The organism is Aurantivibrio plasticivorans (genome assembly GCF_055392955.1).
The window spans coordinates 566,583-591,639 of the sequence record NZ_AP036020.1 but is presented as its reverse complement, the minus strand read 5'-3'; the positions used below and the strand labels follow the sequence as shown (position 1 = coordinate 591,639).

21 protein-coding genes are annotated in these 25,057 nt (G+C 48.4%); 11 read left to right on the top strand and 10 right to left on the bottom strand.

From position 1 onward, the window contains the following. The first annotated feature begins 10 nt into the window (after positions 1 to 10). Complete coding sequence (locus tag ACZ5NB_RS02665) at positions 11 to 889, top strand: LysR family transcriptional regulator (protein WP_460231307.1); 879 nt, start codon at positions 11 to 13, stop codon at positions 887 to 889. An 18-nt stretch (positions 890 to 907) separates the two neighbouring features. Here the strand turns inward: ACZ5NB_RS02665 and ACZ5NB_RS02660 are convergent, their stop codons facing one another. From ACZ5NB_RS02660 to hemN, 3 genes are all read right to left on the bottom strand, one after another. Further along, positions 908 to 1,480 (bottom strand): NADPH-dependent FMN reductase, encoded by a 573-nt coding sequence (locus ACZ5NB_RS02660; RefSeq protein ID WP_460231306.1) that lies wholly within the window; start codon positions 1,478 to 1,480, stop codon positions 908 to 910. Positions 1,481 to 1,520: 40 nt separating this feature from the next. After that, complete coding sequence (locus tag ACZ5NB_RS02655) at positions 1,521 to 2,234, bottom strand: pirin family protein (protein WP_460231305.1); 714 nt, start codon at positions 2,232 to 2,234, stop codon at positions 1,521 to 1,523. A gap of 221 nt (positions 2,235 to 2,455) precedes the next feature. Further along, positions 2,456 to 3,835: an oxygen-independent coproporphyrinogen III oxidase gene (hemN, locus tag ACZ5NB_RS02650; RefSeq protein ID WP_460231304.1), complete on the bottom strand. Its 1,380-nt coding sequence runs from the start codon at positions 3,833 to 3,835 to the stop codon at positions 2,456 to 2,458. A 200-nt stretch (positions 3,836 to 4,035) separates the two neighbouring features. Between hemN and ACZ5NB_RS02645 the strand changes: the two genes are divergently transcribed. Beyond that, a complete protein-coding gene (locus tag ACZ5NB_RS02645) occupies positions 4,036 to 4,443 on the top strand; it encodes a putative zinc-binding protein (RefSeq protein ID WP_460231303.1) in 408 nt (135 codons plus the stop codon). A gap of 33 nt (positions 4,444 to 4,476) precedes the next feature. On the opposite strand, the gene ACZ5NB_RS02640 is transcribed toward ACZ5NB_RS02645, so the two are convergent. From ACZ5NB_RS02640 to ACZ5NB_RS02630, 3 genes are all read right to left on the bottom strand, one after another. Then, positions 4,477 to 5,271: a thioesterase family protein gene (locus tag ACZ5NB_RS02640; protein WP_460231302.1), complete on the bottom strand. Its 795-nt coding sequence runs from the start codon at positions 5,269 to 5,271 to the stop codon at positions 4,477 to 4,479. 92 nt (positions 5,272 to 5,363) lie between these two features. Next, the gene (locus ACZ5NB_RS02635) at positions 5,364 to 6,221 is read right to left on the bottom strand and encodes an HDOD domain-containing protein (RefSeq protein ID WP_460231301.1); all 858 of its coding nucleotides are present in this window, start codon (positions 6,219 to 6,221) and stop codon (positions 5,364 to 5,366) included. Positions 6,222 to 6,309: 88 nt separating this feature from the next. Beyond that, positions 6,310 to 7,317, bottom strand: coding sequence for a GGDEF domain-containing protein (locus ACZ5NB_RS02630; protein ID WP_460231300.1), 1,008 nt, complete (start codon positions 7,315 to 7,317; stop codon positions 6,310 to 6,312). A gap of 332 nt (positions 7,318 to 7,649) precedes the next feature. Between ACZ5NB_RS02630 and ACZ5NB_RS02625 the strand changes: the two genes are divergently transcribed. Continuing rightward, positions 7,650 to 7,940, top strand: coding sequence for a FeoA family protein (locus ACZ5NB_RS02625; protein WP_460231299.1), 291 nt, complete (start codon positions 7,650 to 7,652; stop codon positions 7,938 to 7,940). Beyond that, positions 7,940 to 10,060 (top strand): ferrous iron transport protein B, encoded by a 2,121-nt coding sequence (gene feoB / locus ACZ5NB_RS02620; protein ID WP_460231298.1) that lies wholly within the window; start codon positions 7,940 to 7,942, stop codon positions 10,058 to 10,060. The genes ACZ5NB_RS02625 and feoB overlap by 1 nt, the downstream gene beginning before the upstream one ends. Here feoB and ACZ5NB_RS02615 read toward each other — a convergent pair. After that, a complete protein-coding gene (locus ACZ5NB_RS02615; RefSeq protein WP_460231297.1) occupies positions 10,057 to 11,787 on the bottom strand; it encodes a methyl-accepting chemotaxis protein in 1,731 nt (576 codons plus the stop codon). The genes feoB and ACZ5NB_RS02615 overlap by 4 nt on opposite strands. Before the next feature lie 41 nt (positions 11,788 to 11,828). Continuing rightward, positions 11,829 to 13,559 carry a methyl-accepting chemotaxis protein gene (locus ACZ5NB_RS02610; protein ID WP_460231296.1) on the bottom strand — a complete coding sequence of 577 codons (1,731 nt, stop codon included), beginning with the start codon at positions 13,557 to 13,559 and terminating at the stop codon, positions 11,829 to 11,831. Between the two features lie 181 nt (positions 13,560 to 13,740). On the opposite strand from ACZ5NB_RS02610, the gene glpK reads away from it, so the two are divergent. The 7 genes from glpK (at position 13,741) to ACZ5NB_RS02575 (ending at position 22,118) form a co-directional block, all read left to right on the top strand. Continuing rightward, complete coding sequence (gene glpK, locus ACZ5NB_RS02605) at positions 13,741 to 15,222, top strand: glycerol kinase GlpK (protein WP_460231295.1); 1,482 nt, start codon at positions 13,741 to 13,743, stop codon at positions 15,220 to 15,222. A gap of 92 nt (positions 15,223 to 15,314) precedes the next feature. Continuing rightward, entirely contained in the window at positions 15,315 to 16,499 is a 1,185-nt protein-coding gene (locus ACZ5NB_RS02600) for a CaiB/BaiF CoA transferase family protein (protein WP_460231294.1), read from the top strand. Positions 16,500 to 16,549: 50 nt separating this feature from the next. Next, positions 16,550 to 18,160, top strand: a complete 1,611-nt coding sequence (locus ACZ5NB_RS02595) for an ABC transporter substrate-binding protein (RefSeq protein ID WP_460231293.1) — start codon at positions 16,550 to 16,552, stop codon at positions 18,158 to 18,160. A gap of 17 nt (positions 18,161 to 18,177) precedes the next feature. Beyond that, complete coding sequence (locus tag ACZ5NB_RS02590; protein ID WP_460231292.1) at positions 18,178 to 19,188, top strand: ABC transporter permease subunit; 1,011 nt, start codon at positions 18,178 to 18,180, stop codon at positions 19,186 to 19,188. A gap of 2 nt (positions 19,189 to 19,190) precedes the next feature. Beyond that, a complete protein-coding gene (locus ACZ5NB_RS02585; RefSeq protein ID WP_460231291.1) occupies positions 19,191 to 20,099 on the top strand; it encodes an ABC transporter permease subunit in 909 nt (302 codons plus the stop codon). Positions 20,100 to 20,113: 14 nt separating this feature from the next. Then, positions 20,114 to 21,067, top strand: coding sequence for an ABC transporter ATP-binding protein (locus tag ACZ5NB_RS02580; RefSeq protein ID WP_460231290.1), 954 nt, complete (start codon positions 20,114 to 20,116; stop codon positions 21,065 to 21,067). Positions 21,068 to 21,113: 46 nt separating this feature from the next. Further along, on the top strand, positions 21,114 to 22,118 hold the full coding sequence (locus tag ACZ5NB_RS02575) for an ABC transporter ATP-binding protein (RefSeq protein WP_460231289.1): 1,005 nt from the start codon (positions 21,114 to 21,116) through the stop codon (positions 22,116 to 22,118). Positions 22,119 to 22,124: 6 nt separating this feature from the next. Here the strand turns inward: ACZ5NB_RS02575 and ACZ5NB_RS02570 are convergent, their stop codons facing one another. After that, complete coding sequence (locus tag ACZ5NB_RS02570) at positions 22,125 to 23,963, bottom strand: hypothetical protein (protein ID WP_460231288.1); 1,839 nt, start codon at positions 23,961 to 23,963, stop codon at positions 22,125 to 22,127. 64 nt (positions 23,964 to 24,027) lie between these two features. Next, positions 24,028 to 24,969, bottom strand: a complete 942-nt coding sequence (locus tag ACZ5NB_RS02565) for a LysR family transcriptional regulator (protein WP_460231287.1) — start codon at positions 24,967 to 24,969, stop codon at positions 24,028 to 24,030. Positions 24,970 to 25,057 lie beyond the last annotated feature (88 nt).

Below are 25,057 nucleotides of genomic sequence, written 5' to 3'. Positions count from 1 at the left end.
GGCCTCTTTTATGAAGACCACCATTGAACAATGGCGTATGCTCGAAGCCCTTATTAAACACGGTAGCTTCGCCAAGGCCGCCAGCGCGATTCATAAAAGCCAATCAAGCATCAATACAGCCGTGCACAAGCTGCAAGACTCTCTTGGCGTCACTTTAGTAACCACTCAGGGCAAACGCACGACGCTCACTTCAGCAGGAGAATTGCTGTTGCGGCGCGGAAGCCTGGTCTTGGATGAAGTTAAGAGAATAGAGGAGCTAGCCCAGCAGTTGGGAAATGATGTTGAGACCCACTTTCCGGTCGCTGTAGACAGCATTTTTCCGTACGAGGTGATTTATAGAGCCTTTGACGAACTGTCCATACACTACCCGTTTACCCGAGTGGAGTTGCGGGAAACCATACTCTCAGGGAGTAACGAATTATTCGCGTCAGGGGAAGTGACAGTCGCTATCTCAGCGTCCGCACCGCCTGGCATCCTGCCAGAGCAAATAGCCGAGGTTGAATTTGTCGCAGTCGCCAGCCCTCATCACTCTCTTACTGCCAAGCCCGCTCCGCTGTCACCTCAAGACCTTCAAGCCTTCAGGCAAATAGTAACTCGAGATTCTGGCCAGCATCACAGTAAAGATTCTGGGTGGCTTGAGGCTGAACAGCGCTGGACTGTCACGAACCTAGATACATCTATCGATTTGATCAAACGTGGGTTTGGGTACGCCTGGCTACCACGCACCAAGATCGATGAGGCGATCCGTATCGGTGAACTTGTAGAGTTACCATTACAAGCAGGCACAACTCGCCACCAGACGCTGTATTTAGTAACGCCAGATGAAGCATCCCTTGGACCAGTAGCTCGCCGCTTTATCACTACACTACGCCGCATGCGCGACGAGTAATTGGGTCACTCACGCTCGCTAAAGACGCTCTACCGAAGCGATCAAATCGTCGACCAAATTATCAAGCTGAGCCAACCCAGCCTCGTCAATCAACTTTCCCTGATCATCGAAGGCTTTTCCGTAATAGGGAACCGCCAGCTGATTCGGTAGCACATTCACTTGGATATTACCGAGTAACATACGCAGCGGAACCAACCCACGCAAGCCACCAAAGTGCCCTGGTGCCGCAGCAGCCAGCGCAGCGACCTTGCCTCTATAGGCCACTAATGGCGTCTCATTTTCTTGATGAGGTCGAGAAATCCAATCGAGGCTATTTTTCAGCAGCGGCGAGAACGAAGAGTTGTATTCCGGCGAAGCGATGAACAACCCCTGGTGCTCAGTAAATACTTGCTTAAGCTTAATAGCGTTATCAGGCAAGCCGCTCTCAGCCTCTAAGTCCCCGTTATACAGGGGCATATCGAAATCCGCTAGATCAATAAAGGTTGCCGAGGCGCCTTTCTTCAAGGCAAGTTCGTAAGCCTGCTTGGCCAATTGCTTATTCACCGATTGCGTTCGCGCGCTGCCTGCTAAAAATAAAATCTTGTTACTCATAAGAATCTCCAAATGATTATAAAACCTTTAAAAAATGCCATTAAGCAGGCAGATCAAACACCAACAGATTGCTATCGACCTGGGCCTGGAACACTAGCTCCCCATCATGCTGCAATCCGACACTATCGCCTTCATTTAATACTGCCTCGTCCACCCCATTTGCGGATAGGGTGACACACCCTTCTGCAACATGGACCCACGTTTTCCGCTTTCCACTGATAGCGTGTTGTTGGACGTGACCAGCCGAAAACAAGCCAGAATAGAGCGTAGCGTCTTGGTGAATCTTCAGCGTATTTGGGATACCACGGCCAGACACAATGGGAAGCAGTCGGTTTCTCCGCTGCTGCTCTGAGAAGTGCTGCTGTTCGTAACTCGGCTCAAGTCCCGTCTGATTAGGTAAAATCCATATTTGCAAAAAGTGGCTAGCCTCCGTTGAGGACGGATTAAATTCCGAATGCAAAACACCCGTCCCTGCAGACATTCGCTGCACATCTCCTGTGCGAATTACCGACCCGTTACCTAAACTGTCCTTATGCTCCAAGGCTCCAGACAAAGGGTAGGAAATAATCTCCATATCGCGATGGCCATGAGTATCAAAGCCACCTCCAGGCGCGACACGATCATCATTAATGACTCGCAACACACCAAACCCCATGTGATTGGCATCGTAGTAAGAACCAAACGAAAAGCTGTGACGACTGTGCAACCATCCAAAATCGGCAGTTCCACGATCATGCGATTGTCGAATATACATCGGGGCTAAACCTCCTTTAATTTCGCGCACCCTTTAAGACATTGAATAGGTGCTTGCTATGAATTAACACCAGTATATATTCGGTTATATAAATTAAAATCGTAAAATATCGCCCATATCGTTCTATTTAAACGAAGGGTAATACAGGGTAAGGGGGGGGGCAGATCATTGAGGACAGACAACTGCCGCCCACAGGTTATGCAGGCGAACACTAGGGCAACTTAGATGATCCGAGAGAAACTTTGCTTTGTCGGCTGGCGCAGGTAGGCATCAAATACCATGCAGACACGGCGGATTAACAATCGTCCTTGAGGTGTTACTCGAACGTGAGTGGGTGCCAATTCGATGAGGTGATCGGCGGTAAGTTCGTTCAGCTCACGCAATTCTGTTGCAAAATACTGCGTGAAATTAATACCAAATTTATCTTCGATTTCAGCAAAGCATAATTCAAACTGACAAATTAAGCGGTTAATGACGTACTGCCGCAGCAAGTCATCTTCACTGAGTACCAACCCTTTCTGCATCGGTAGCTGACCGCTCGCAATTGGCGCAGAGTAGCCGGGAATATCTTTAAAATTTTGCACATAAATATTATCGATTGCCGAGATTGAAGAGACACCAAAGGCAAACATGTCACAATTCCCATGGGTAGCATAGCCTTGGAAATTGCGCTGCAGCTCGCCTTTCTCTTGCGCTATCGCTAACTCATCATCAGGTTTTGCAAAGTGGTCCATACCAATATAAACGTACCCCGCTTGGGTCAGCAGAGTAATGGCCAACTCAAGCATCGATAACTTTGTATCGGCACTCGGTAATTGGCGTTCATCGATTTGCTTCTGCGTTTTAAACAGGTGGGGCAGATGGGCGTAGTTGAACAGCGATATCCGATCTGGTGACAACTCTATAACCGACTGTACAGTGGCTCGAAGCGTTTCAAGCGTTTGCATCGGTAAGCCGTAGATAAGATCCATACTAATGGAATGAAATTTTTTCTGGCGTGCAGCCGACACCAACTCACTCACCTGCTCAACACTATTGAAGCGATTGACGGCTCGCTGAACAAGTGGATCGAAATCCTGAATACCCATGCTGATACGATTAAAACCAAGCTCACGCAATACACCTATAGTGCCGACTTCCATTTGGCCAGGGTGTACTTCGATAGAGTATTCACCAGTATCATTTTCATGAAGATTGAATAACTCTCGCGTCACCCCCATGAGCTCGCGCTTTTCGTCATCGCTTATGTAGGTGGGCGTCCCACCCCCCCAGTGCAACTGATTAACCGGACGATCGCTGGCGACTTTCTCCGCCATCAAGCGCATTTCATCAAACAGCGAATCCAAATAAGGTCGCGCACGTGATTTATTCGCGGTAACAATTTTATTACACGCGCAGTAGTAACAAATGGTGTCGCAAAACGGTATATGGAAATAGAGCGAGAGCGGGCGTCTACTCGCATTGCTTCGCTCAATAGCCGATTCAAGCTGCTCGAGGCTAAACTCTTCATGAAACTGCGGCGCTGTCGGATACGAAGTATAGCGCGGCCCAGACTTGTCGTGACGCTGAATCAGTGTTGGGTCCCAGCTTGGTGCTTGCATCTTTTAAACATTCCCCGTCAGTAATGGCATTGAGCGGCGGGCATAGTAACGTTGTTACCCGAACCTCATGTTGACCTGCATCAGAACATCCACGACTTCGGAGTAAAAAGAGCGTATCTCCGACACGCCTGATCTACATCAAGGTCAGAGTAGTAGCCCTTCTGCACAATAACCCCTAATTTTTAACTGGGTAATATGCCGTGCCTTCAAACGACTCCAACAAACAGGTGCCTGAAAGGCCTACCGTTGTCGCGTGCGCTGGTGGCTCACAGGTAGCCAAGGTGGCAAATGATATTGCCGTTTCGCTGAGTGAAAACAGGCTCGCAGACATGGTAGCGGCATCCAGCATTGGGGCAAATATTCTACCCATCGTACAGGCCTGCAAAACTAAACAGCGAGTGATCACGATCGACGGCTGCGGGTTACACTGCGCTAAACGCTGCCTTGAGATGAAAGGCATTCAACCACATGAGAGCGTTACACTAACGGATTTAGGTATTGTTTCAGCGCGCGACGACCATGTTTCGATCATGCAAAGCGTTCAATTGGTCCAGCGCGTCTACCAAGCCTTGGGGTTTGCTGTACCCGCCACAAGCGGTGATCGCTAACTCGTCTAACGCAGCGCCCCCCCCCCGCTACCGTTATCCAAATACCGCTATACACTGACGGCTCAGCATCACCAAGCGTCCGTCTTCATCCCAAAAGTCACTATTTTGCCAAGTGTAGCCCTGACCGCTGGCAAGAGCCTCGGCATCGACACGAAACCACGGTTTATCTGTCAGCGCACTGGGCTGCTGCACAAATTCGAGCTGCCAATTCATTGAACTGGCGGGCGCGAATTGACTCAACGCCGCCATGGCGACTGGCGGAGCTACATCACCTAACGCCACCAAATGTGCCTCGGTCACCATATCGTCATCGCGATGCCTTGAGTAAGCGATAGCTCGTGGATGTTTGGTGGCAGAGAATAGTTTAGGTCCTTCGGCAAAATGCGTTTCAAAATGCTGAGTAAATGCCGGCATCATGCCTTCAACATATTTTACCCGATGGGACTCATCACGACCGCGTTTCGCTGGCTCCGCAGTGGGAACGTCTGCCAGCTCAGACGGTCGATCGGTGCCGAAAATACCGACAGCGATTAAACGTAGCTTGCCGTCATCGTAAATTTCCGCTTGCACCTGGGTGGCCGACTTTCCTTGACGTAACACTTTAGCATTGACGGTCACGTCGCCAAAAAAAACGGGGCCGATGAATGTCACCTGCAAGCTCCTTAGGGGAACATCATTTCCTAAAACCCCGCGCATGGCGGTTACAGCCATCGCGCCCTGCATCCCACCAAAGACGGTCCGCCCCTGGCCCCAATCTTCAGTGACATTAAACGTGACGGAGTCACCCTGCCACTGGGCAGCGCCTATAATTTCAGAAAATTTATTCATAAAACGAAATTCCGGTTCAACGTTGTAAAGCAACCTCGCCATACCAATCGGTTTGGGCGCCGCACAATAACACAGCAAAGACCAAGGCTCGACTAACGAAAACTTTCTACCAACGCTTGAATATCAGCTTTATTGTCGAAGATTACATCAAGCCAATCGGGGTGTTTGCAGCGACGTTGCTCAGGCAAGAGTTTTTTGTATACAGCAAGCTCACCAATGGCAGGTAGCGAAGCAGACTTGTTCGTGAACTTGACCGCGTAGTAGATCGAGAGGTTTACCACATCCAGCAACCCCACGCTCACTCCATCCGTATCAGCCCAATCACCACAGCGCTTCGCGACGTCAATGTATTGCTGATCCACATTCCATTTTTGCAATAAAATGCTACCGAGAGATTTACTGTAGTTGCGGCACAAACTGACATAGGTATCAGAATCTGGGGCTGCGTCCAACTCCAATAGCGCTGAAAGCACCGCTAGCGCCCCAACTTCCGTCAACATACTCGCCATTTGCGCCTCATCCACCGAGACACTCTTGAGTTGCTTGGCGAGAAAGCCAGCGACGCTCATTTTTACCACCAAGCGCCGCCATGTTTGGGCAAACAATTTTTTTACCGACGGACTGCGCAACACCATAACGCTGCGTACACTGTGTAACATCACCAGGCTATTTACACTGGAGAATCCGAGTAAACCGATGACCTCAGGTAAAGTTTTAGGTGTGACGGCACGGCGGTAGATTGGACTAGAGGCGGCCTTTAGTAGCAGTGTACTTAGGGCAGCATCCTTGGAAATGAGCTCCGCCAACTGCTCAATTGTCGTATTCTCGGAACTGATAGCGCGGCGAATTTTGAGGGTTACGCTGGGCAGGCTGGGTAACTTCTCACTATCTTTCAGAACCTGCCCAATGACTTGTCGATAAACTTGATATTGTTGATTCAGCGATTGCACCGCGATACCCAATGACTCTGTTACTTACAGAGTAGACCATCTAGCATTCACTGCGGAGCAGAGCACCGAACCCAGCTGAATCAGACAATCAGGCACTGGCTACACTGTTTGGCACCACGTTAGTCTGTTGAGACACAGATACGCGATTCCGGCCTTCGCCTTTGGCCTGGTAAAGGGCAATATCACATCGCTTGAGCCACGAGTCAGGCGAATCACCCGAACACACACTGCTGATGCCACAGCTAATACTGACGGGACCGCCAGCGAGAAGCACCGATTCAAAAATCGCCGACCGCAAGTCCTCCGCAACCAACTGTGCTTCAGTTTCGGGAGTATTCGGTAGAATGACAACAAATTCCTCACCGCCAGCACGACACACATAATCCAATGAGCGCACTCGATTGATGAGAATATTCACTAGGTCCTTAAGCACCTTGTCGCCCACACTGTGGCCGTAGTTGTCATTGACCTGTTTAAAGTGATCGACATCCAACACTATCAATGTGGACACAGTGCCACGTCGACGCTGCCACTCAATCATTTCTGTCAACTTGGTATCCATAAAGCGACGATTAAAAGCGCCCGTTAAGTGATCGGTAATCGTCAATCTTTCCAGCTCACCCACATGTTTTTCCCAGTGAACAACAGCGATGTTAAAAAAAACGGCAATCATCATAATGGTGAGGCCAAACCTGATCACCATAAATGGCTCAAATAAGACCGCCGCTGTCCCCACCGATATAATAAATAGTAATACAACGAGATATAGCGCCGTGGAACGGCTGTGAACCCAGTACACTGAAAGCAAAATGGGGTAAGCCCAGAACATGCCCGACACACCCAGCAGGTAGATAACGCTACTATTGGATACAACAAACAAAGTAGAAATAACGACCGGTGAGATGGGCATACGCCCGGTATATTTATGAGCCAAATAATTTGTTACGCATAGCAGCGCAGCGAACCCTGGAACTGCAGATACCTGCCAATTCCCCTGCACTAACCACCAAGCCACAAACGGCAACACAACCACTCCAACCACGGTGTAAAACTGGAGGGCCATCGTTGTACGATTTGCCAGTTGAAAGGTTTGCATAACTCACCATTTAACTCCGCTTTCACGAAGCTACTACAAATACCTAAATAAACAGGATTGTGACGCGGTCGTCACCAAGAGGAATGATGCGACATAATACCGCAGTTGGGGTTTAGTACTTATATCGATTCAGTATAGTTTTCCAAGGAATTATGCATAGGCTGAAAAACAAACACTCCCTGGCATCGCAACCTCAATTTGATGTCAGACAAATAAATCCTAATTTTTTACCTATCAGATGAATATGACACTTCTATTATCAGGACAAGTCTGCTATCGTTAATGATAACAATTCGCATCTCTTTTCACCTTTCTATCTTCGGTAGATGTTCATGGCGCTTTCTGATTTCTCTGTACAGGCCCACTCCCTCCACCAGGCCCGCCCCGGCAGTCGCTGGCGCGTCACTGATATCGCGAGTGCACCAGAGATCTCAAGTCGACTGTTTGCGCTAGGGTTGTTTCCTGGAGCAACGCTCGATGTCCTTCGTTATGCGCCCATGGGCGACCCCATGCAAATTAAAGTGGGTCAAACCCTACTGAGCATCCGCAAAGACGACGCGCAAAGCATTGCCGTCGAAGAATTGGTCACTCATCACGAGACGCTGGTCACCGGGGTAGCTTAATGTCCAGCAGCATTGCGCTGATCGGCAACCCCAATTGCGGGAAGACGACACTCTTCAATGTTCTCACAAGTGCCCATCAAAAAGTCGGGAACTGGCCAGGTGTTACCGTTGAGAAAAAAACCGGCACCCTAACCATTGACGGCCAATCCGTTGAAATCGTCGATCTCCCAGGCATTTATAACCTCGAACAGACGCATGTCGGTATTGACGAACGAATCGCCCAAGATGCTCTCGACCAGGGTGATTATTCCTTAATCATCAACATCCTCGACGCTAGCAACCTCGAAAGAAATCTCATTCTGACGCAGCAACTGTTGGAGAAGCAGCTACCCGTTATTGTCGCTTTGAATATGCTCGATGTGGCTGAGCAGCAAGGCTTACACATCAATGCTGACGAACTAGCTGGGCGCTTACAGGTTCCTGTGATCCCCATCGTGGCTTCGCGTAAGCAAGGTGTTAATGGGTTGCTTGAGAGTATTTCTGAACACCTTGGTGTGGATCTCCTCTCACCGCCAGAAACCCCAGACCCTGTCACACCCGGTGACTTACCCGCGCGTTATATGAAAGTGCAGCGCATGCTGGATGGCGTTGTTACCGTTGAATCACACCGCCAGCCTTTTACCGAAAAAATTGATACCTGGGTACTCAATCGCTATTTAGGGATCCCCGTTTTCCTATTAATGATGTACCTAATGTTTACCTTCGCAGTGAACGTTGGCGCAGTGTTTATCGACTTTTTCGATATTGTATTTGCCAGTCTATTTATCGATGGCACACGCTACTTGCTTGATTTAATACACTCGCCTGCCTGGCTAACCACATTGCTTGCAGATGGTCTTGGCGGTGGCGTCACTCTAGTCGCAACGTTTATTCCCGTTATCGGATTTTTGTACCTTTGCCTATCCGCCCTAGAAGATTCAGGCTACATGTCTCGCGCGGCATTCGTTGTCGATCGCCTAATGGCCCGGATTGGGCTACCCGGGAACGCTTTTGTACCTTTGATTGTTGGCTTTGGTTGCAACGTTCCCGCCGTGATGGCTTCGCGTAGTTTAAGCCGCGATAGCGACCGGTTAATGACTATCGCGATGGCTCCATTTATGTCCTGCGGTGCACGATTAACCGTGTACACGTTATTTGCGGCGGCGTTCTTCCCTACTAACGGACAAAATATTGTTTTCCTTTTGTACCTGTTGGGGATTGCACTCGCCGTAGGCACAGGCTGGATATTCCGCCGCCAATTATTTCCCGGAGAAGTGACGCGATCAGTTCAGGAAATGCCGGCCTATCATATGCCCGTCATGCGTAACATTTTTATCACGACTTGGTTTAGGCTGCGCGGCTTTGCCTTACGGGCCGGTAAAAACATTGTTGCTGTAGTTGTGGTACTGAGCATGCTGAACTCAATTAGTACCGACGGCACCTTCGGCCATGAAGATTCTCAAGACTCTGTATTGGCAGCGATTGGTCGCACCATTACGCCAGCGTTTTCGCCGTTGGGAATAAGTGAAGATAATTGGCCTGCGACGGTTGGCTTGTTCACCGGCATGTTCGCAAAAGAAGCTATCGTCGGCACCCTGGATGCACTCTATAGCGAACCAGTAAACAATGACGCGGGCACAGCGGAAGCACCCGATATTGTCGGCGCATTTAGTGAAGCAATTACATCCATTGGTACAGCGGCCAAAGATTTGAGCGGTGCGTTAATTGACCCGCTAGGAATAGGCGGTGTAGGCAGCGAAGATGCAGCAAGCGTTGCAGAAAGCCAAGGTGTAAAAACGGCGACATTGACCAATATGGCCGCTTTATTCGGCACTGCCTTTGCCGCATTCTCTTATCTCGTGTTTATTTTGTTGTATGCACCCTGTGTCGCGGTGCTGGGGGCGGTAGTGAAAGAGGCCGGGTGGCGCTATGCATTAATCGTGTTTAGCTGGAGTACGGGCCTCGCTTATTATATCGCCGCATTGATTTATCAAGCAGGTTCACTAAACACCACCCCGCTCTTTTCTTCGATCTGGATTATTGCATCCACCATAGCGATGGCGGCGGGTATATTTTCACTAAAACGATTCGGCAAAAAAGCCGTATCACCTCACCTCATCAACGTCGTGCAAATCGGTTAGACGCGGACTCGGTCTTCTACTGAGCCACTGCTGTCGAGACCAAACGCACTAGGCAGCAGTCCAGAATTTAGCGTGCCCCAGCGTTTTCCATTGACGTATAACGCAGTGTATACCGAGAACACTGTCGTGCCATCGGGGAGCAAGAACGTCGACATACTAAAGTTGTTGATCTTGCCAATAACCGCGAGATCATTCTTGTCTGTGATAGCGAAATACATGTGGCGACTTTGCAACCTATCCACTTTAGGATCGCCAGTCGGCTCTTTCGAAATCGACGATCTATTCACGGATACGTACCCATCCGTTGTGACCGGTAAGCAGTAGAGAATATTATCTTTGTTTTCCCAGTCATCAATAATGTGTTGCGTCGCGCGCATTAACGGCTGACACCACGACACATCATACTTCGGCCAACCATTGTTAGCATGTTCTCTATAATTTTTATCCCAGATATCGACGCCGCTTTTTTCTAGATCAGCCAAAGTTGCTTCAAAAATGCGCTTACGCTCAATGAGCACATCCATATTATGCTCAATCGCTCCTTGACCAATTCGAACGGCGACCAGGCTTCGTAGCGCAACATTCGTTGTCAGTCGCATCACGTCGGCATGATCAAAAATAGTTTCCATATCACGATGAATTTTTTCACCAAGCTCTAAAATCTCGGTGCTACGCTCATGAGACTCTTGATTAGACGCAGACATTTGTTCAACCGCTGTACTTATCATTAACAAGTCACTGTGCGTTCGTTCAAAATCCCCCATCATTTCCGAAAATTTTTGTGTCGATTCAGAGATTGTCTGTTGCGCCAGCTCGGTGCTCTCAATCATATTGGTAGTACCTACGGCGGTTTGACTGACAGCGCCCCCCATTTCGCCAACCAATTCATCAATTTGATCTGCGGCTCCTCTTACCTTCCCAGCTAAAGATCTAACCTCATCAGCGACCACGGCAAAACCACGGCCATGCTCACCCGCGCGTGCAGCTTCAATGGCTGCATTCAAAGCCAGCATATTTGTTTGCCCCGCAAACGCTTGAACGGTATCTAAAATTTCGCGAATACTATCGGAGGTAGATTCTAGCCGCTCGACCGTGTCGGAAAATTGCTGCATTAATTGCGATACCGAACCAACCAAATTTTGAACATTCCCCATATCCTGGAGTGACTCTTTTGCCAGTTCGATATTTTTCGAATTAACTCGAGCAATTAATGCACTACGCTCCGCCAATTCATCTATAGCACTAGCAGTCTGCTGACTTGATTGAAAATTGAGATCCGATACTGACTCTTGTTTGCTTGCATGATTTTTAGCCGCAATAGCCAGCTTTCGAGATTCCACGGCAGCCAAACCGATTCTTAGGTTATTCATTTGGTCTTGTTCAACAATTTTACGAACACGCTCAATAAATTTATTAAATTCCGTCGCCACCTCTCCCGTGAGCCCACCCGTATTCACTTCAACATTGTTAGATAGATCTCCTACATCAGCATTTGCAGCTCGCATCACCTCCAATAAATTCGAAATTGCAGCACCACTGCCAACAAATCTCCGTATCCAAATCGCCAAGGCAAAAGACGTCACCCCCATCGCTAATGCGAGATACTGAACCCACCCTTCTGCTACCCAAGCAAAACCTAAGGTCAAGCCAAGTTGGCAGACCAAAATGCCGACCATGGCACCACCTTTAATCAATACTTCTGACCAATTATTAGCACGTTGACTCAATGTATTTCCCGTCCATTCATTTTATTTTTTGACCGAAAAAATCAGCCTGCCATATTCATAACATCATTAATGTTTACACCAAACGCTTGGGGTGTTACACCAATGCTCACGGTTCCCCAGCGCTTGCCATTGACTATCAAAGGAGATGATACAGAGAAAGCAATGTCACCATTCAGTACGGTAAACGTCGTTAAACTTATGTCTTTTATAGCGCGGTTTGACTCCACCCGCTTTGCATCCAAAGCAATATATCGGTAACGACTTTGCTGTACGTCGACCTCTGGATTGCCAGTCGGTGGCTTGGATAACGCGCTACGATTAACAGACACATAACCTTCGTCATCAACTGGTAAGCAATAAAGGAAACCGGGATGCTTAGTGCTATCAGTCCAATCATCCATGGTGGCTTGCAATCTATCTCGCAATACACTGTCCCATGCTGTTGTATACTGCTTGGGATTAACCGACTCGGGCACGGGTTGATAATTCCGGTCAAAAACGTCTACACCTTCGCTCGCCAGGTCTTCAAGCAAAGACTCTAAGTAGCGTTTTCGATCAGCTAGCAAAGTGACTACAGGCTCAATTACGCCAGCACCAATTTTGATCCGCACGTAATCTCGCACCGCACTATTGGAAAACTCACTCATGGCATTGGCGTGACCAAACGACGTTTCCAACTCATCATGGATACGCTTACCTAGATCCCGAATCGTGGCGCTATGTTCTCGCGACTCCTCATTAATTTGTGACAATTCTTCAGCGGCGTTGCTGACATGAACCAAGTCAGCATGCGCCGATGTAAATTCAGATACCATAGATTTAAATTGAGACGTGGCCTCATCCACTGAGCCCTGAGCTTGCTGCGTATTAGAAATCGCCAACGCACTACCGTCCGAAGCACTTTGCACCGCACTCGCCATCGCCTCTAATAGCTGATCAATTTGCGAAGTCGCAGCATCCACTTTCCCCGCCAAGGTTCTCACTTCATCGGCGACCACCGCAAAGCCTCTACCTTGTTCACCGGCACGTGCAGCTTCAATAGCCGCATTTAATGCCAGCAAATTAGTTTGAGCAGCAAAACTTTGCACGGTTGTTAATAACTCTCGAATACTCTCCGAGCTGGAGGTCAATTCACCAACGGTTGCTTCAAAACCCACCATTGCATCAACAGCAACATTTATATTGTCTAACGCGCTACTTAACCCGGTTAAAGAGTTTCGTGCGGATTCTAGATGACGAGTGTTTAACTCAGTCACTGAGCTTGCCCGCTCACTTAATCCATCGATGGCTTTAGTCACGCGCTCATTTGAATGGAATATTTGCTCGGACACCTGCTCCTGTTGCTGTGTGTCTTGGCGGGCTTGCGTCGCCAATTTGCGCGCGTCAGCGCCAATGTATGCAATTTGCATATTCACGTGTTGCTGCTTCTCTAATGTTTCTTTCAGAACACGAATGAAGCCTCGATAATCATCAATCAAAGCGCCCGACATACCATTAGCGCCACGAGGAAGGTCCATTGAAATATCGGCAGGTTCACTATTTGCCGCGCCCAATGCCTTGTGCAATTGAGCTAAGTGGTGAGTGCTGCCAACGTTGACACTGACAACGATCAGATAAACGGTGAACAACAGACAAACCAGCCCACAAAGTAAGGCTCCCTGCCAACCAGCCAGAAATAACGATAACACCGCCACTCCCCACCCCAGCAGGAGACAGGCGGTGACAACGCCACGATTCAATAAGGTGCTCACCCAGAAAAACGACTTAGACAATCATCTCTCCCTATTCTATTGACCCTTTTTTCAGTATAGACACGAGATTCGACCCACGAACGCACAATCACGTGAGAACAATGAGTCACTTCGCAATAGAGGTTGTAATCACCCACAATCTCATTAGGATTTGGGGTCAGAGTGGCTGGGCAATCCAGCCAATGACAAGCAGGTTCACCCTATGGCATACCTTCTCGCAATCGATCAAGGCACCACGAGTTCTCGGGCAATCATTTTTGATAGCGCGTCAGTGTCCACACATAGTGCACAGCAGGAGTTCCCTCAACATTTTCCCGCCGACGGCTGGGTTGAACACAACCCCGATGACATCTGGCAATCAGTCATCGATACCAGCCGTGAAGCTATACAAAATTCAGGTCTCTCCGCTGCTGACATCAGCGCAATAGGCATTACCAACCAGCGAGAAACGACGTTGGTGTGGGACAAAAACACAGGCGAGGCCATCTACAACGCCATCGTCTGGCAAGACCGCCGTACCAGCCAATATTGTCAGTCGCTGAAAGCCCAGGGCCACGAAACGGCCCTAGCAGATAAAACCGGCCTACTGTTGGACCCCTATTTTTCCGCCAGCAAGATCCATTGGATATTAGAGAATGTCGAGGGTGCGAGAGAAAAGGCCCAGGCAGGCCAATTACTGTTTGGCACCGTAGATACTTACCTACTCTGGAAACTCACCGATGGCCAGTCGCACAAAACCGACGCCACCAACGCTTGCCGCACAGCGCTCTTTAACATTCATACCCAAGAGTGGGACGACGATCTCCTCGCGCTTTTTGATATTCCGAGATCGATGCTGCCTGAGGTATGCGACAACGCTCACGCATTTGGCCATACCGCTGATCAATGGCTAGGGGGGGCAATTCCTATTTTGGGCATGGTGGGTGATCAGCAAGGCGCATTCTTCGGCCAAGCCTGTTTTGAGGAGGGAATGGCCAAAAGCACCTACGGCACAGGGTGTTTCTTAGTATTGAACACCGGTCGGCAGCCACTTAAATCCCAAAATAAGCTGCTCTCAACAGTCGGGTATCGTTTAGATGGTGAGGTTACCTACGCACTTGAAGGTAGCATTTTTATTGCTGGTGCCGCCGTGCAATGGCTGCGTGACGGTCTAAAGCTCATTAGCAACGCCGGTGAGACAGAAGCCCTTGCCAAGAAAACTGCTGAGGACCATGGCGTGTTTTTAGTACCCGCATTTACCGGGCTAGGAGCACCCTATTGGGATCCCGATGCACGCGGCGCCATATTTGGCCTAACGCGCGATACAGGGATTAACGAAATTGTAACGGCTGGCTTGCAGTCCGTGTGCTTCCAGACCAAAGACCTCCAAAAAGCGATGGAGGCTGATGGTTGTCGACCGACCACATTGCGCGTCGACGGCGGTATGGTTGCGAACGATTGGCTACTGCAGTTCCTAGCCGATATTCTCGGCGCAGAAGTCGACCGCCCCACCATTATTGAAACCACTGCACTGGGGGCAGCGTATCTTGCTGGTTTGCAAGCCGGTATTTTTAGCAGCCTTGATGAAATTGCAGAGCGCTGGGCTTGCGACCAGCGCTTCGCACCGAGATGGGACAAAACACGTCGCGATCAATACTACGATCAATGGCTTGATGCTGTAGAGCGTGTGCGTAGCGAACGATAACACCGACAACAATATAGACTGCCCCGTCATACACATTTGATACAATGCCCGCAGTCATTGAGATAAGAACAACCATCGAGAGAGAAGTACACATGGCACAAGTTTTAGACGGCGTAAGAGTTTTAGATTTTGGTCGTTACATCGCAGGCCCATTTTGCGCCGCACTATTATCTGACATGGGTGCCGAAGTCATCCGGATCGAACGCATCGAAGGGGGTGAAGATCGATTTACCTCCCCGGTTGCCGAAGACGGCTCTGGCGCTGCGTATCTGCAAATGGGCCGTAACAAGAAAGGGATGACCCTGAACCCACTTAAGCCAGAAGGCAAAGAAGTTGTCCGTCGCTTGGTGGAAACCGCCGATGTTGTGATTGCCAATCTACCGCCTCAAACTCTTAAAGCGATGGGCATCGACTACGACAGTCTCACTGCTATTAAACCTGACATTATCCTTACCTGGATTTCCACCTTTGGCGAAGGCGGCCCCTATTCTTCACGACTTGGCTTTGACGGTTTAGGGCAAGCCATGTCTGGCGCCATGCACTTAACCGGCCCGCAGGATCACCCGGTGAAGTCCGCAATCAATTACGTCGATTTCGGTACGGCAAGCCTCAGCGCCTACGGTACTATGGCTGCATTATTGGAAAGAGAAAAAACCGGTCAAGGGCAAATTGTGGAAGCTTCTCTGTACCGTACAGCACTCAATTTCGCAGGCAATTTTTTAACCGAGCAAAGTGCATTAAATTTAAATCGACACGGCACCATGAATCGTCTCCAAAACAGTGGCCCTGGTGACACCTTTCAAACCAAAGATGGCTGGGTCTTGGTGCAAACTGTTGGCAACGCCATGTTTGAACGTTGGGCAAAATTAATGGGTGAGGACCACTGGCTCACCGACTCACGTTTTAAAGACGATATTTCTCGCGGCGATAATGGCGAAATAATCAGTGAGCGCTTGGCAAACTGGTGTCATGAGCGGACAACGGCTGAAGTTCTTGCCGCGTTTGAAGAAGCAAAACTACCTGCTGGTTCAGTGTATGATTTACAAGAAGCGCTGGATGACGAACACGCGGCAGCGACCAGCGCTTTTGAGGCAACAGATTACCCCGGCACACCGAAGGCAGCGAAAATCGCCAACACGCCCATCAAACTATCCAAAACCCCTACCGCCATTAAACATCGCGCCCCAACACTATCTGAACACACCGATCACATTATGACATCACTAGGTTACAGCGAAGCAGAGATTGCCGAGCTTAGAAACAAGCGCGTCATTTAATGTTGAATAACCTACTCACATTTCATAAGGCTCTACACAGGATACCCTCAATGAATAAACACTTGTTTTTTGGTTTATCAATGCTCGGCGTTGCCGCAATATCCGGTTGCGGCGGCACAGAAAAAATCGAAAAGACGCTAGTTTATTGTTCGGAGGGAAGCCCTGAAGGTTTCAATGCGGCTTTATTCACAGCGGGGACAACATTCGACGCCTCATCCAAAAATGTTTACAACCGTTTAGTTGAGTTTGATATCGGCACAACAAATATTAAACCTGGGCTCGCAGAATCGTGGGAAATTTCTAACGATGGACTGACCTACACATTTCATTTACGACAAGGGGTTAAATTTCATAGCACTGACTATTTCACTCCAACCCGCGATTTTAACGCAGCGGATGTCGTGTTTAGTTTCAAACGCCAACTTGATAATGAACACCCCTATCACTCTGTATCGGGCGGCAGTTACGAATACTTTGCTAGCATGGACATGCCGACACTATTAAAAGATGTTATCGCAATTGATGACTACACTGTCCAATTTACCCTAAACCGCCCTGAAGCGCCGATGATTGCCAACATGGCAATGGATTTCGCGTCCATAATGTCTGCTGAATATGCCGATAAAATGATGACCGCAGGCACGCCAGAAAAAATTGATTTACAGCCAATTGGTACCGGCCCATTCAAATTCGTCGCCTACCAAAAAGACGCATTTATTCGTTATGTTGCTCACGCTGATTATTGGGCAGGACGCACCGCTATAGATCGTTTAGTTTTTGCCATCAACACTGACCCAGCCGTTCGCTATCAAAAACTTCAAGCGGGCGAATGCCACGTAATGTCTTATCCTAACCCGGCAGACTTAGAAAAGATGGCAGCAGACCCCGCCATTAATTTGCTGTCACAGCCAGGTCTCAATGTGGGTTATCTCGCCTTCAACACACAAATGCCTCCCTTTGACAATCCACAGGTGCGCCGAGCACTATCTATGGCCATTGATAGAGAAGCCATATTGGATGCAGTCTTTCAAGGGGCAGGCGTCATCGCAAAAAACCCAATTCCACCCACCATCTGGTCATACAATAATGCTGTCGAAGATTTACCTTACGATCCGGATGCAGCCAAACAAATCCTAGATGAAGCGGGCATAGAAAATCTTGCAACCAATATTTGGGCCATGCCGGTGCAACGCCCATACAACCCGAACGCGCGCCGCATGGCTGTGCTGATTCAAGAAGATTGGGCAAAAGTAGGGGTATCTGCAAACATCGTGTCCTACGAATGGGGTGAATACTTAGAACGCTCTAAGGATATTAATCGCGATGGGGCACTATTAATGGGGTGGACTGGAGACAACGGCGATCCCGATAATTTTCTGGCTACGTTATTAGGGTGCGGCGGCGTCGGCAACGCCAATCGCGCGCAATGGTGCTACCAACCATTTGAAGAACTAATTCAAAACGCCAAAGTCGTTTCCGACAAAGCAGCGCGCACAGAAATTTATGAACAAGCACAGGTTGTTTTTAAAGAACAATCGCCCTGGGCAACCATAGCGCACTCAACAGTCTATGTGCCGACTCGATCAGAGGTTACCGGTTTTAAAATCGATCCACTTGGCGGTTTTTATTTTGTCGACGTCGATATAAGCGACGCGCGTTAGTCGTTAGCTAGTAACTCATGCTTACGTTTTTTCTGAAAAAAGTCGCCCTACTTATTCCCACATTTATCGGGGTGACGTTAATCGCATTTACGTTTATTCGCGTTTTACCTGGCGACCCTATTGAGTTACTGGCGGGCGAACGAGGAATTTCAGATGAACGTCATGCAGCATTAATGGCTGAATTCGGCTTCGATCAACCCATTTGGCAACAGTATTTTTCGTTTTTAAACGGCATTTTACGCGGCGATTTTGGTGAGTCTTTCGTTACTAAGCAACCTGTATTGAGCGAATTTATTCCACGCTTCAGCGCCACTCTCGAACTAGGCATTTGTGCGTTATTGTTTGCCATAGTCATTGGCATACCAGCCGGCACCGTCGCCACCGTGAAACGCGGCTCCAAGTTTGATCACATCATTATGAGTTTCAGCTTAACCGGCTATTCAATGCCGATTTTTTGGTGGGGCTTACTGATGATTATGTTTTTCTCTGGGTATCTCGGATTAACACCGGTCTCCGGACGCATTGACGCCATGATTTGGCTAGAACCTACCACCGGCTTCATGCTCATTGACACGTTATTGTTTACCAACGAACCAGGTGCGTTTACATCAGCGCTAGCTCACCTGGTACTTCCCTCTATTGTTTTAGGCACAATGCCATTGGCTGTTATCGCGCGACAAACCCGCTCCGCGATGCTCGAAGTATTAGACGAAGACTACGTCCGTACTGCGCGCGCGAAAGGGTTAAGCGATTTTCGCGTGGTAGGCATTCACGCACTGCGCAACGCCATGATCACCCTCGTTACCGTCATCGGATTACAAGTTGGCGTCTTAATGGCAGGCGCAATTTTAACTGAGTCGGTTTTCAGCTGGCCTGGAATAGGCAAATGGATGGTCGATTCTATTTTTAGACGAGATTATTTTGTTGTACAAGGCGGGTTGGTGCTCATTGTCTCCATTATCATGGTCGTAAACTTAGTCGTCGATTTACTTTACGGCCTAATTAACCCTCGCATCGTAAATAATTAGCAATGAACAGCGAAATTTCTCTCGACGCAAGCATCCACTATTCACCTCTACGCGCGACGCTGAAGGAGTTTTGGTTTTATTTTGCCGAAAACAAAGGTGCCGTCGGCGGTCTCGTCGTTGTCATTGGGATTGTCTTGCTGGCCATCTTTGCAGACCTGATTGCACCTCACGCTGCTAACGAACAATTTCGCGAAGCGTTATTATCTCCCCCCTCCTGGCAACAAGGTGGAAGCACTAAATTTTTACTTGGCACTGATGATGTAGGCCGTGACATTCTGTCACGGTTAATATATGGCACCCGTTATTCACTTTACATTGGCAGCATCGTCATCGTTTTTACGCTGACAGCTGGGATTGTGCTTGGACTCACCGCAGGTTTTTTCCGAGGCTGGTGGGAAGCGCTTGTGATGCGCATCATGGATATTATTTTGTCTGTGCCTTCACTACTTATGGCATTGGTACTCGTTGCCATTCTCGAACCCGGGCTTGGCAATGCCATGATCGCAATCTCCATTACCTATCTACCGCACTATGTGCGACTTATTCGAGCATCGACAATCAATGAAGCTAACCGCGACTATGTGACAGCAAGTCGAGTTGCTGGGGCGAGCAAACTGCGTTTAATGTTCATCAGCATCTTACCCAACTGCCTGGCACCTCTCATTGTTCAAGCGACATTAAGTTTTTCAGCTGCCATTTTAGATGCCGCTGCACTGGGATTCTTAGGGATGGGCGCTCAGCCGCCAACACCGGAGTGGGGAACGATGTGTGCGGAAGCCAGAGAATTTATCTTGAGTGCATGGTGGGTAATTACCTTTCCCGGCCTGGCCATTTTGATCGCCGTGCTTTCAATCAACCTCTTGGGTGATGGTTTGCGTGACGCACTCGACCCCAAGATGAAACGTTCTTAAGAATTGAACAAGCGATGAGTCTACTCGAAGTCGAAAATCTAAGCGTAGAGTTTGCCACAGCCAAAGGGACTTTCCGTGCGGTTGACTCAGTGAATTATTCATTTAATAAAAATGAGATTGTCTCCATCGTTGGCGAATCTGGCTCTGGAAAATCCGTTTCTATGCTCGCGCTAATGGGACTACTCCCCACCTCTGCCAGTGTTACAGCGGATAAAATGATTTTTAACGGCGAGAATTTATTGGGCCTAGATACACATCAGCGACGAAAGATCGTTGGCAACGACATGACAATGATTTTTCAAGAGCCGATGAGCAGCCTTAACCCCTGTTTTCGCATTGGTTTTCAAATTGTAGAAAGTTTACGTCAGCATGTTGGAGGGACTAAACGAGAATGCGAAAAAGTCGCCATTGAATTGTTAGGTCGCGTCGGAATACCCGCGCCTGAAAAACGAATGAAGGCCTACCCGCACCAATTATCAGGCGGCATGTGTCAGCGGGTAATGATCGCCATGATGATCGCATGCAAACCTCAGCTGCTTATTGCCGACGAGCCGACAACCGCACTTGATGTGACAATTCAATCGCAAATTCTCGATTTAATTAGCGACCTACAACACACTGAACAGATGTCGATAGTCTTGATAACTCACGACATGGCCGTAGTAGCGGAAACAGCCGACCGCGTTATCGTGCAATATGCTGGACAACAAGTTGAGCAGCAAAATGTAGAACACCTATTTGATCACCCAAAGCACCCTTACACACAAGCGCTGCTAGCTGCCCTTCCTGAACGCGCAGCACCAGGCAAACTAAAAAGCATCCCCGGCGTCGTTCCTGGGCAAAACGATAAACCGCGTGGGTGTTTATTCAACCCACGATGCGAATACGCACAACCGCGTTGCCGCGAAGAAGCGCCACTTTATAAAGACCATGCCCGCTGCCACTTCCCGATACCAGCAACCCAATAATCACCTGACAAATAAATAACTTCGCAACCCAATAAAAGTGAAGGCCATGCAGAGTAGTGACAAACCCATTCTTATCGCCAAGAATTTGCGCCGCACCTACCGCGTCGACGGAGACAATCTATTTAAGAAAAACCGAGTCACGGCCATCGCCGACGCAAGCTTCAGTCTTAAAGCAGGAGAAACACTTGCAATCGTTGGCGAGAGCGGTTGCGGCAAATCTACGTTAGCGCGTTTGTTAACGCTTATAGAACCACCTGACGCTGGCTCATTAATCATGGACGGCATTAATGCGACGGGCAACTTAGACAGCGACGCTACAAAAACATTGCGTCAAACGGTACAAATTGTATTTCAAGATCCTTACGGTTCGCTTAACCCAAGACATAAGATAGGAAGTATTCTTAGTGAACCACTGCGTATTAATACCTCATTTGACAGCAAACAGCGCCGAGAAGCCGTCGAAGACATGCTGGAGAGAGTGGGCTTGCGTAGAGAGCATTATAATCGCTACCCACATATGTTTTCTGGCGGCCAACGGCAACGAATCGCTATTGCGCGCGCCCTAATGCTCAGTCCTAAAATCGTTGTGCTAGATGAACCCGTCTCTGCGTTGGACGTCAGCGTACAAGCCCAGGTATTGAACTTACTACAAGAGCTCAAGCAAACGTTAAATCTCACTTTCGTGTTTATTTCACACGATCTATCCGTTGTTCGTTACATTGCCGATAAATTAATGGTGATGTATTTAGGACGCGTAGTTGAAACTGGCGATAGTGAAAAAATATTCAACAACCCGCAACACCCCTATACCCAAGCGCTACTATCAGCGAGACCAATAGCCGACCCGGCTAATAGGAAAAGCAATAAAGCAAAACGGATCAAACTTACAGGCGAACTACCTTCTCCTCTAGCCCCTCCTTCAGGTTGCGCATTTCATCCACGCTGCCCCATCGCGACGACCCGCTGTCGAACCGAAACACCACAACTCATACATCACGAAAGCAACGCTAGCGACGTGGCCTGCCACGCGGTACAGCAGAAGAGCACATAGCGATGATTATTTTTCGCTGCGAAAATATTGGACATCAGACGTCTTGAAATTAAGCGATTGTGGCCACAGCACATCCAACTGCGTTTCTGCCACTTGGTCTTCATCAAAATAGACAGTAATTTTGTAGCGTCCGCCGGGCATATCCAATAAAAACACATTTAGCAACATATAGTCGCCGTCTTTTAAAATATAAATATCATCTAGCGCTTTCTGCTTCTTGTCCGGCTTATTATTAAAATCCAATAATACGGATTTATTCGCAACAATCTCCCCTTGCGCAATTTTCTTAGTGTCCATCAGACTGACGGCAAGGCTATCAAGCGCACCCACCCAACCGCTTCCAGCAGCCGCTGGAACACCTTCAAATAACCCTAGAGAAAAGCCTAATGAACCAGTACAACTGACAAGCTTCTCGTCATCGGCCTGCATTGTCTCACGCAACACATAGTTTTCTGGGAGGGTAAATTGTTCACCGAATGATTTACCTGTTCCATCCAGCAATTGGTACTCACCATGCATGTGAATTGCAGACGCCGACAAAAGATCAAATGTTTGTTTAGCGTTTTGGCTGTTAATCAGTACTACGGCGTCCTCGTTGCCACAAGGAAAGTAAACAAAAGGTTTGTCGGCCATATAGGCCTCTAAAACTGTCACATCTAATAATTGACGCTCAAAATTATTAATGTCCTCTCGTAGGCTTTCGGTAGGAGACAGCTTGGTTAATTCACTAGCAGGTAAATAAACAAGTTGCCAACTCGTATCAACCGGCTTCACTGACGTGAGTAGACCATCGTCGAGTATTACCCCATGGCTTAACAGTTCAAAAGAATCTTCTCGCTCTCGGCTTACCTCGCCGTTATTGAAGGTCAACGAGGTAGACATTGTTACGTTAGTCACCGGTGCGCCATTCACGCCAAGCCACAAACTACCCAAACCCGGGTCGTAATCATTCTTACTAAAGACAGCCGTTAAATCTGATTCCACATCTAACATATGCCACGGAAAATCATTACCGGACACTCTTTCGGCAGATATTTTCACTCTATTCAAAATGTGTCCATCACGGATATTTCGAACAAACAAGCGAATGGCGGCAATGTTTTTATCACTTAGCTGAGCCTTTCTAAAATATTCTTCTCTGGGATCATCAGAAGACGTCCCATCTTCAGAAATACTGACTCCAAGAGATTCTGCCTGTAAGGTGTTATATGCATTGGGTAGCGGGTTGTCTTTAAACTCTGCCAACTCATCGAAATAGTAACGGCCAAAATCGTTGAGAATACTTTCGAGGGCACTCTGCTCCAGAGAAAACACGCCATCAGAATACTGATAGCCTTCAACCGGGTACACAATAGACGTTTCTTCTAGTACAGCAGGCTGAAATTGATTCGCTATTGTCCAATGTACTCCATAGGCGACAAACGGAACGAGCGTAGTCACCAACACACCAGCCTTCAAAAAAGATCTTTTACGCGAAGCGTCGTTACTATCTTGGCTGGTCGCGGCTATACATTGCTGCAAAGATTCTGCCAGTGGCATGCACTGCGCAAAGGGCAAATCACTTCCTAGCAATATCTCAACCTGCTTATCTGCTTGCTCTATTGCTATACGCAAATCGTCATCTAGCGGAGTCCTTAAAGCGTGTTCGAGGTCGATTTTGAGTTCGCATAACGTATGCACGAGATCGCCATCAGAATGACGCACAATCTCACCCGGATTGAGTTTAATATTTTTATAAAGCTGGACTTGAATCGACCTAATCATCGACTCATTGAGAATTGAATGTGTCGCCACTCCATCAGCGAGGGCCGGCAATAGCTTTTCTAATAACGACGTCGCCCACATAGTTGCCCCATCCTTCTGGTCGATGTGAAAATAAAACTCGGTTGATCAGGTCGGCAGTTAGCCGCTACTTTTTATTGGGTACTGATTGTACTGACGAGAGGCGAAATGGATAGGACATTTCTTGCTTATCGATATGCTGAGCGAAATAGTCAAGAAAACGGGAAATTTTAGGTGCCAGCTGAAAACGACTTGAGTACAAGCCGTAGGCTTTAATAGGCTCGATGGCGACATCAGACAATAATCGCGTTAGCTCGCCGCTTTGCAACTCCTGCCGACATTGTGCTTCCGTCATTAAGGCGACGCCCAATCCATCTTTAGCCATCTGTTTGATCGCCGCTGAACTGTTGGCCCAGGCGCGGGGTTTAAAGTTTACTAAGCGCTTTTCAGTACCTACGCCCAATGGCCAGATGGGCGCCGATTTGGAACTCCCCAACATCAAACCGAAGTGATTGGATAGCTCCAATGTGCTCTGCGGCTCGCCATGAGCTTTCACATAGGCGGGGCTCGCGACTAGTACGAGGCGCCGCTCAAATAACAGGCGAGCAACTAAATCAGAGCTAGCCAGTGGCCCAAACATCACAGCGATATCGCAATCTTGACCAATCAGGTCGATTTCGCCATCCGCAAACTGTACCTCAAGATCGACCTTGGGGTAGAGCTTGAGAAACCCGGAACATAGCGACGCCATCACCTCCTGATTGAATGCGATGGGTAGCATCACTTTCAAGCTACCTGAAACATCTTCTCTCGCGTTCTCGATGGTGGCGTGAACCGATTGCACTTCACGCAGGATGTTGAGGCAGTTGTCATAAACTTCTCGGCCGACCTGGGTCAGTCTCAGCTGGCGCGTATTGCGTTGCAGAAGACGAACACCCAGTGTTTCTTCCATCTGGGAGATCTTTCGACTGATGGTAGATTTAGGAATACCGGCCTCTTTAGCCGCCCGAGAGTAACTTTGTGCATCCACCACTTTGGCAAATAGCATCATTGCATTGAGATCAATCATCGCTTTTTGTGCTCTCTATCCACCCTACGCTTATCTGTCTCTCGCTTTGGAAATAAACCCGACAAATCAAAATTGGCAACTCACACGC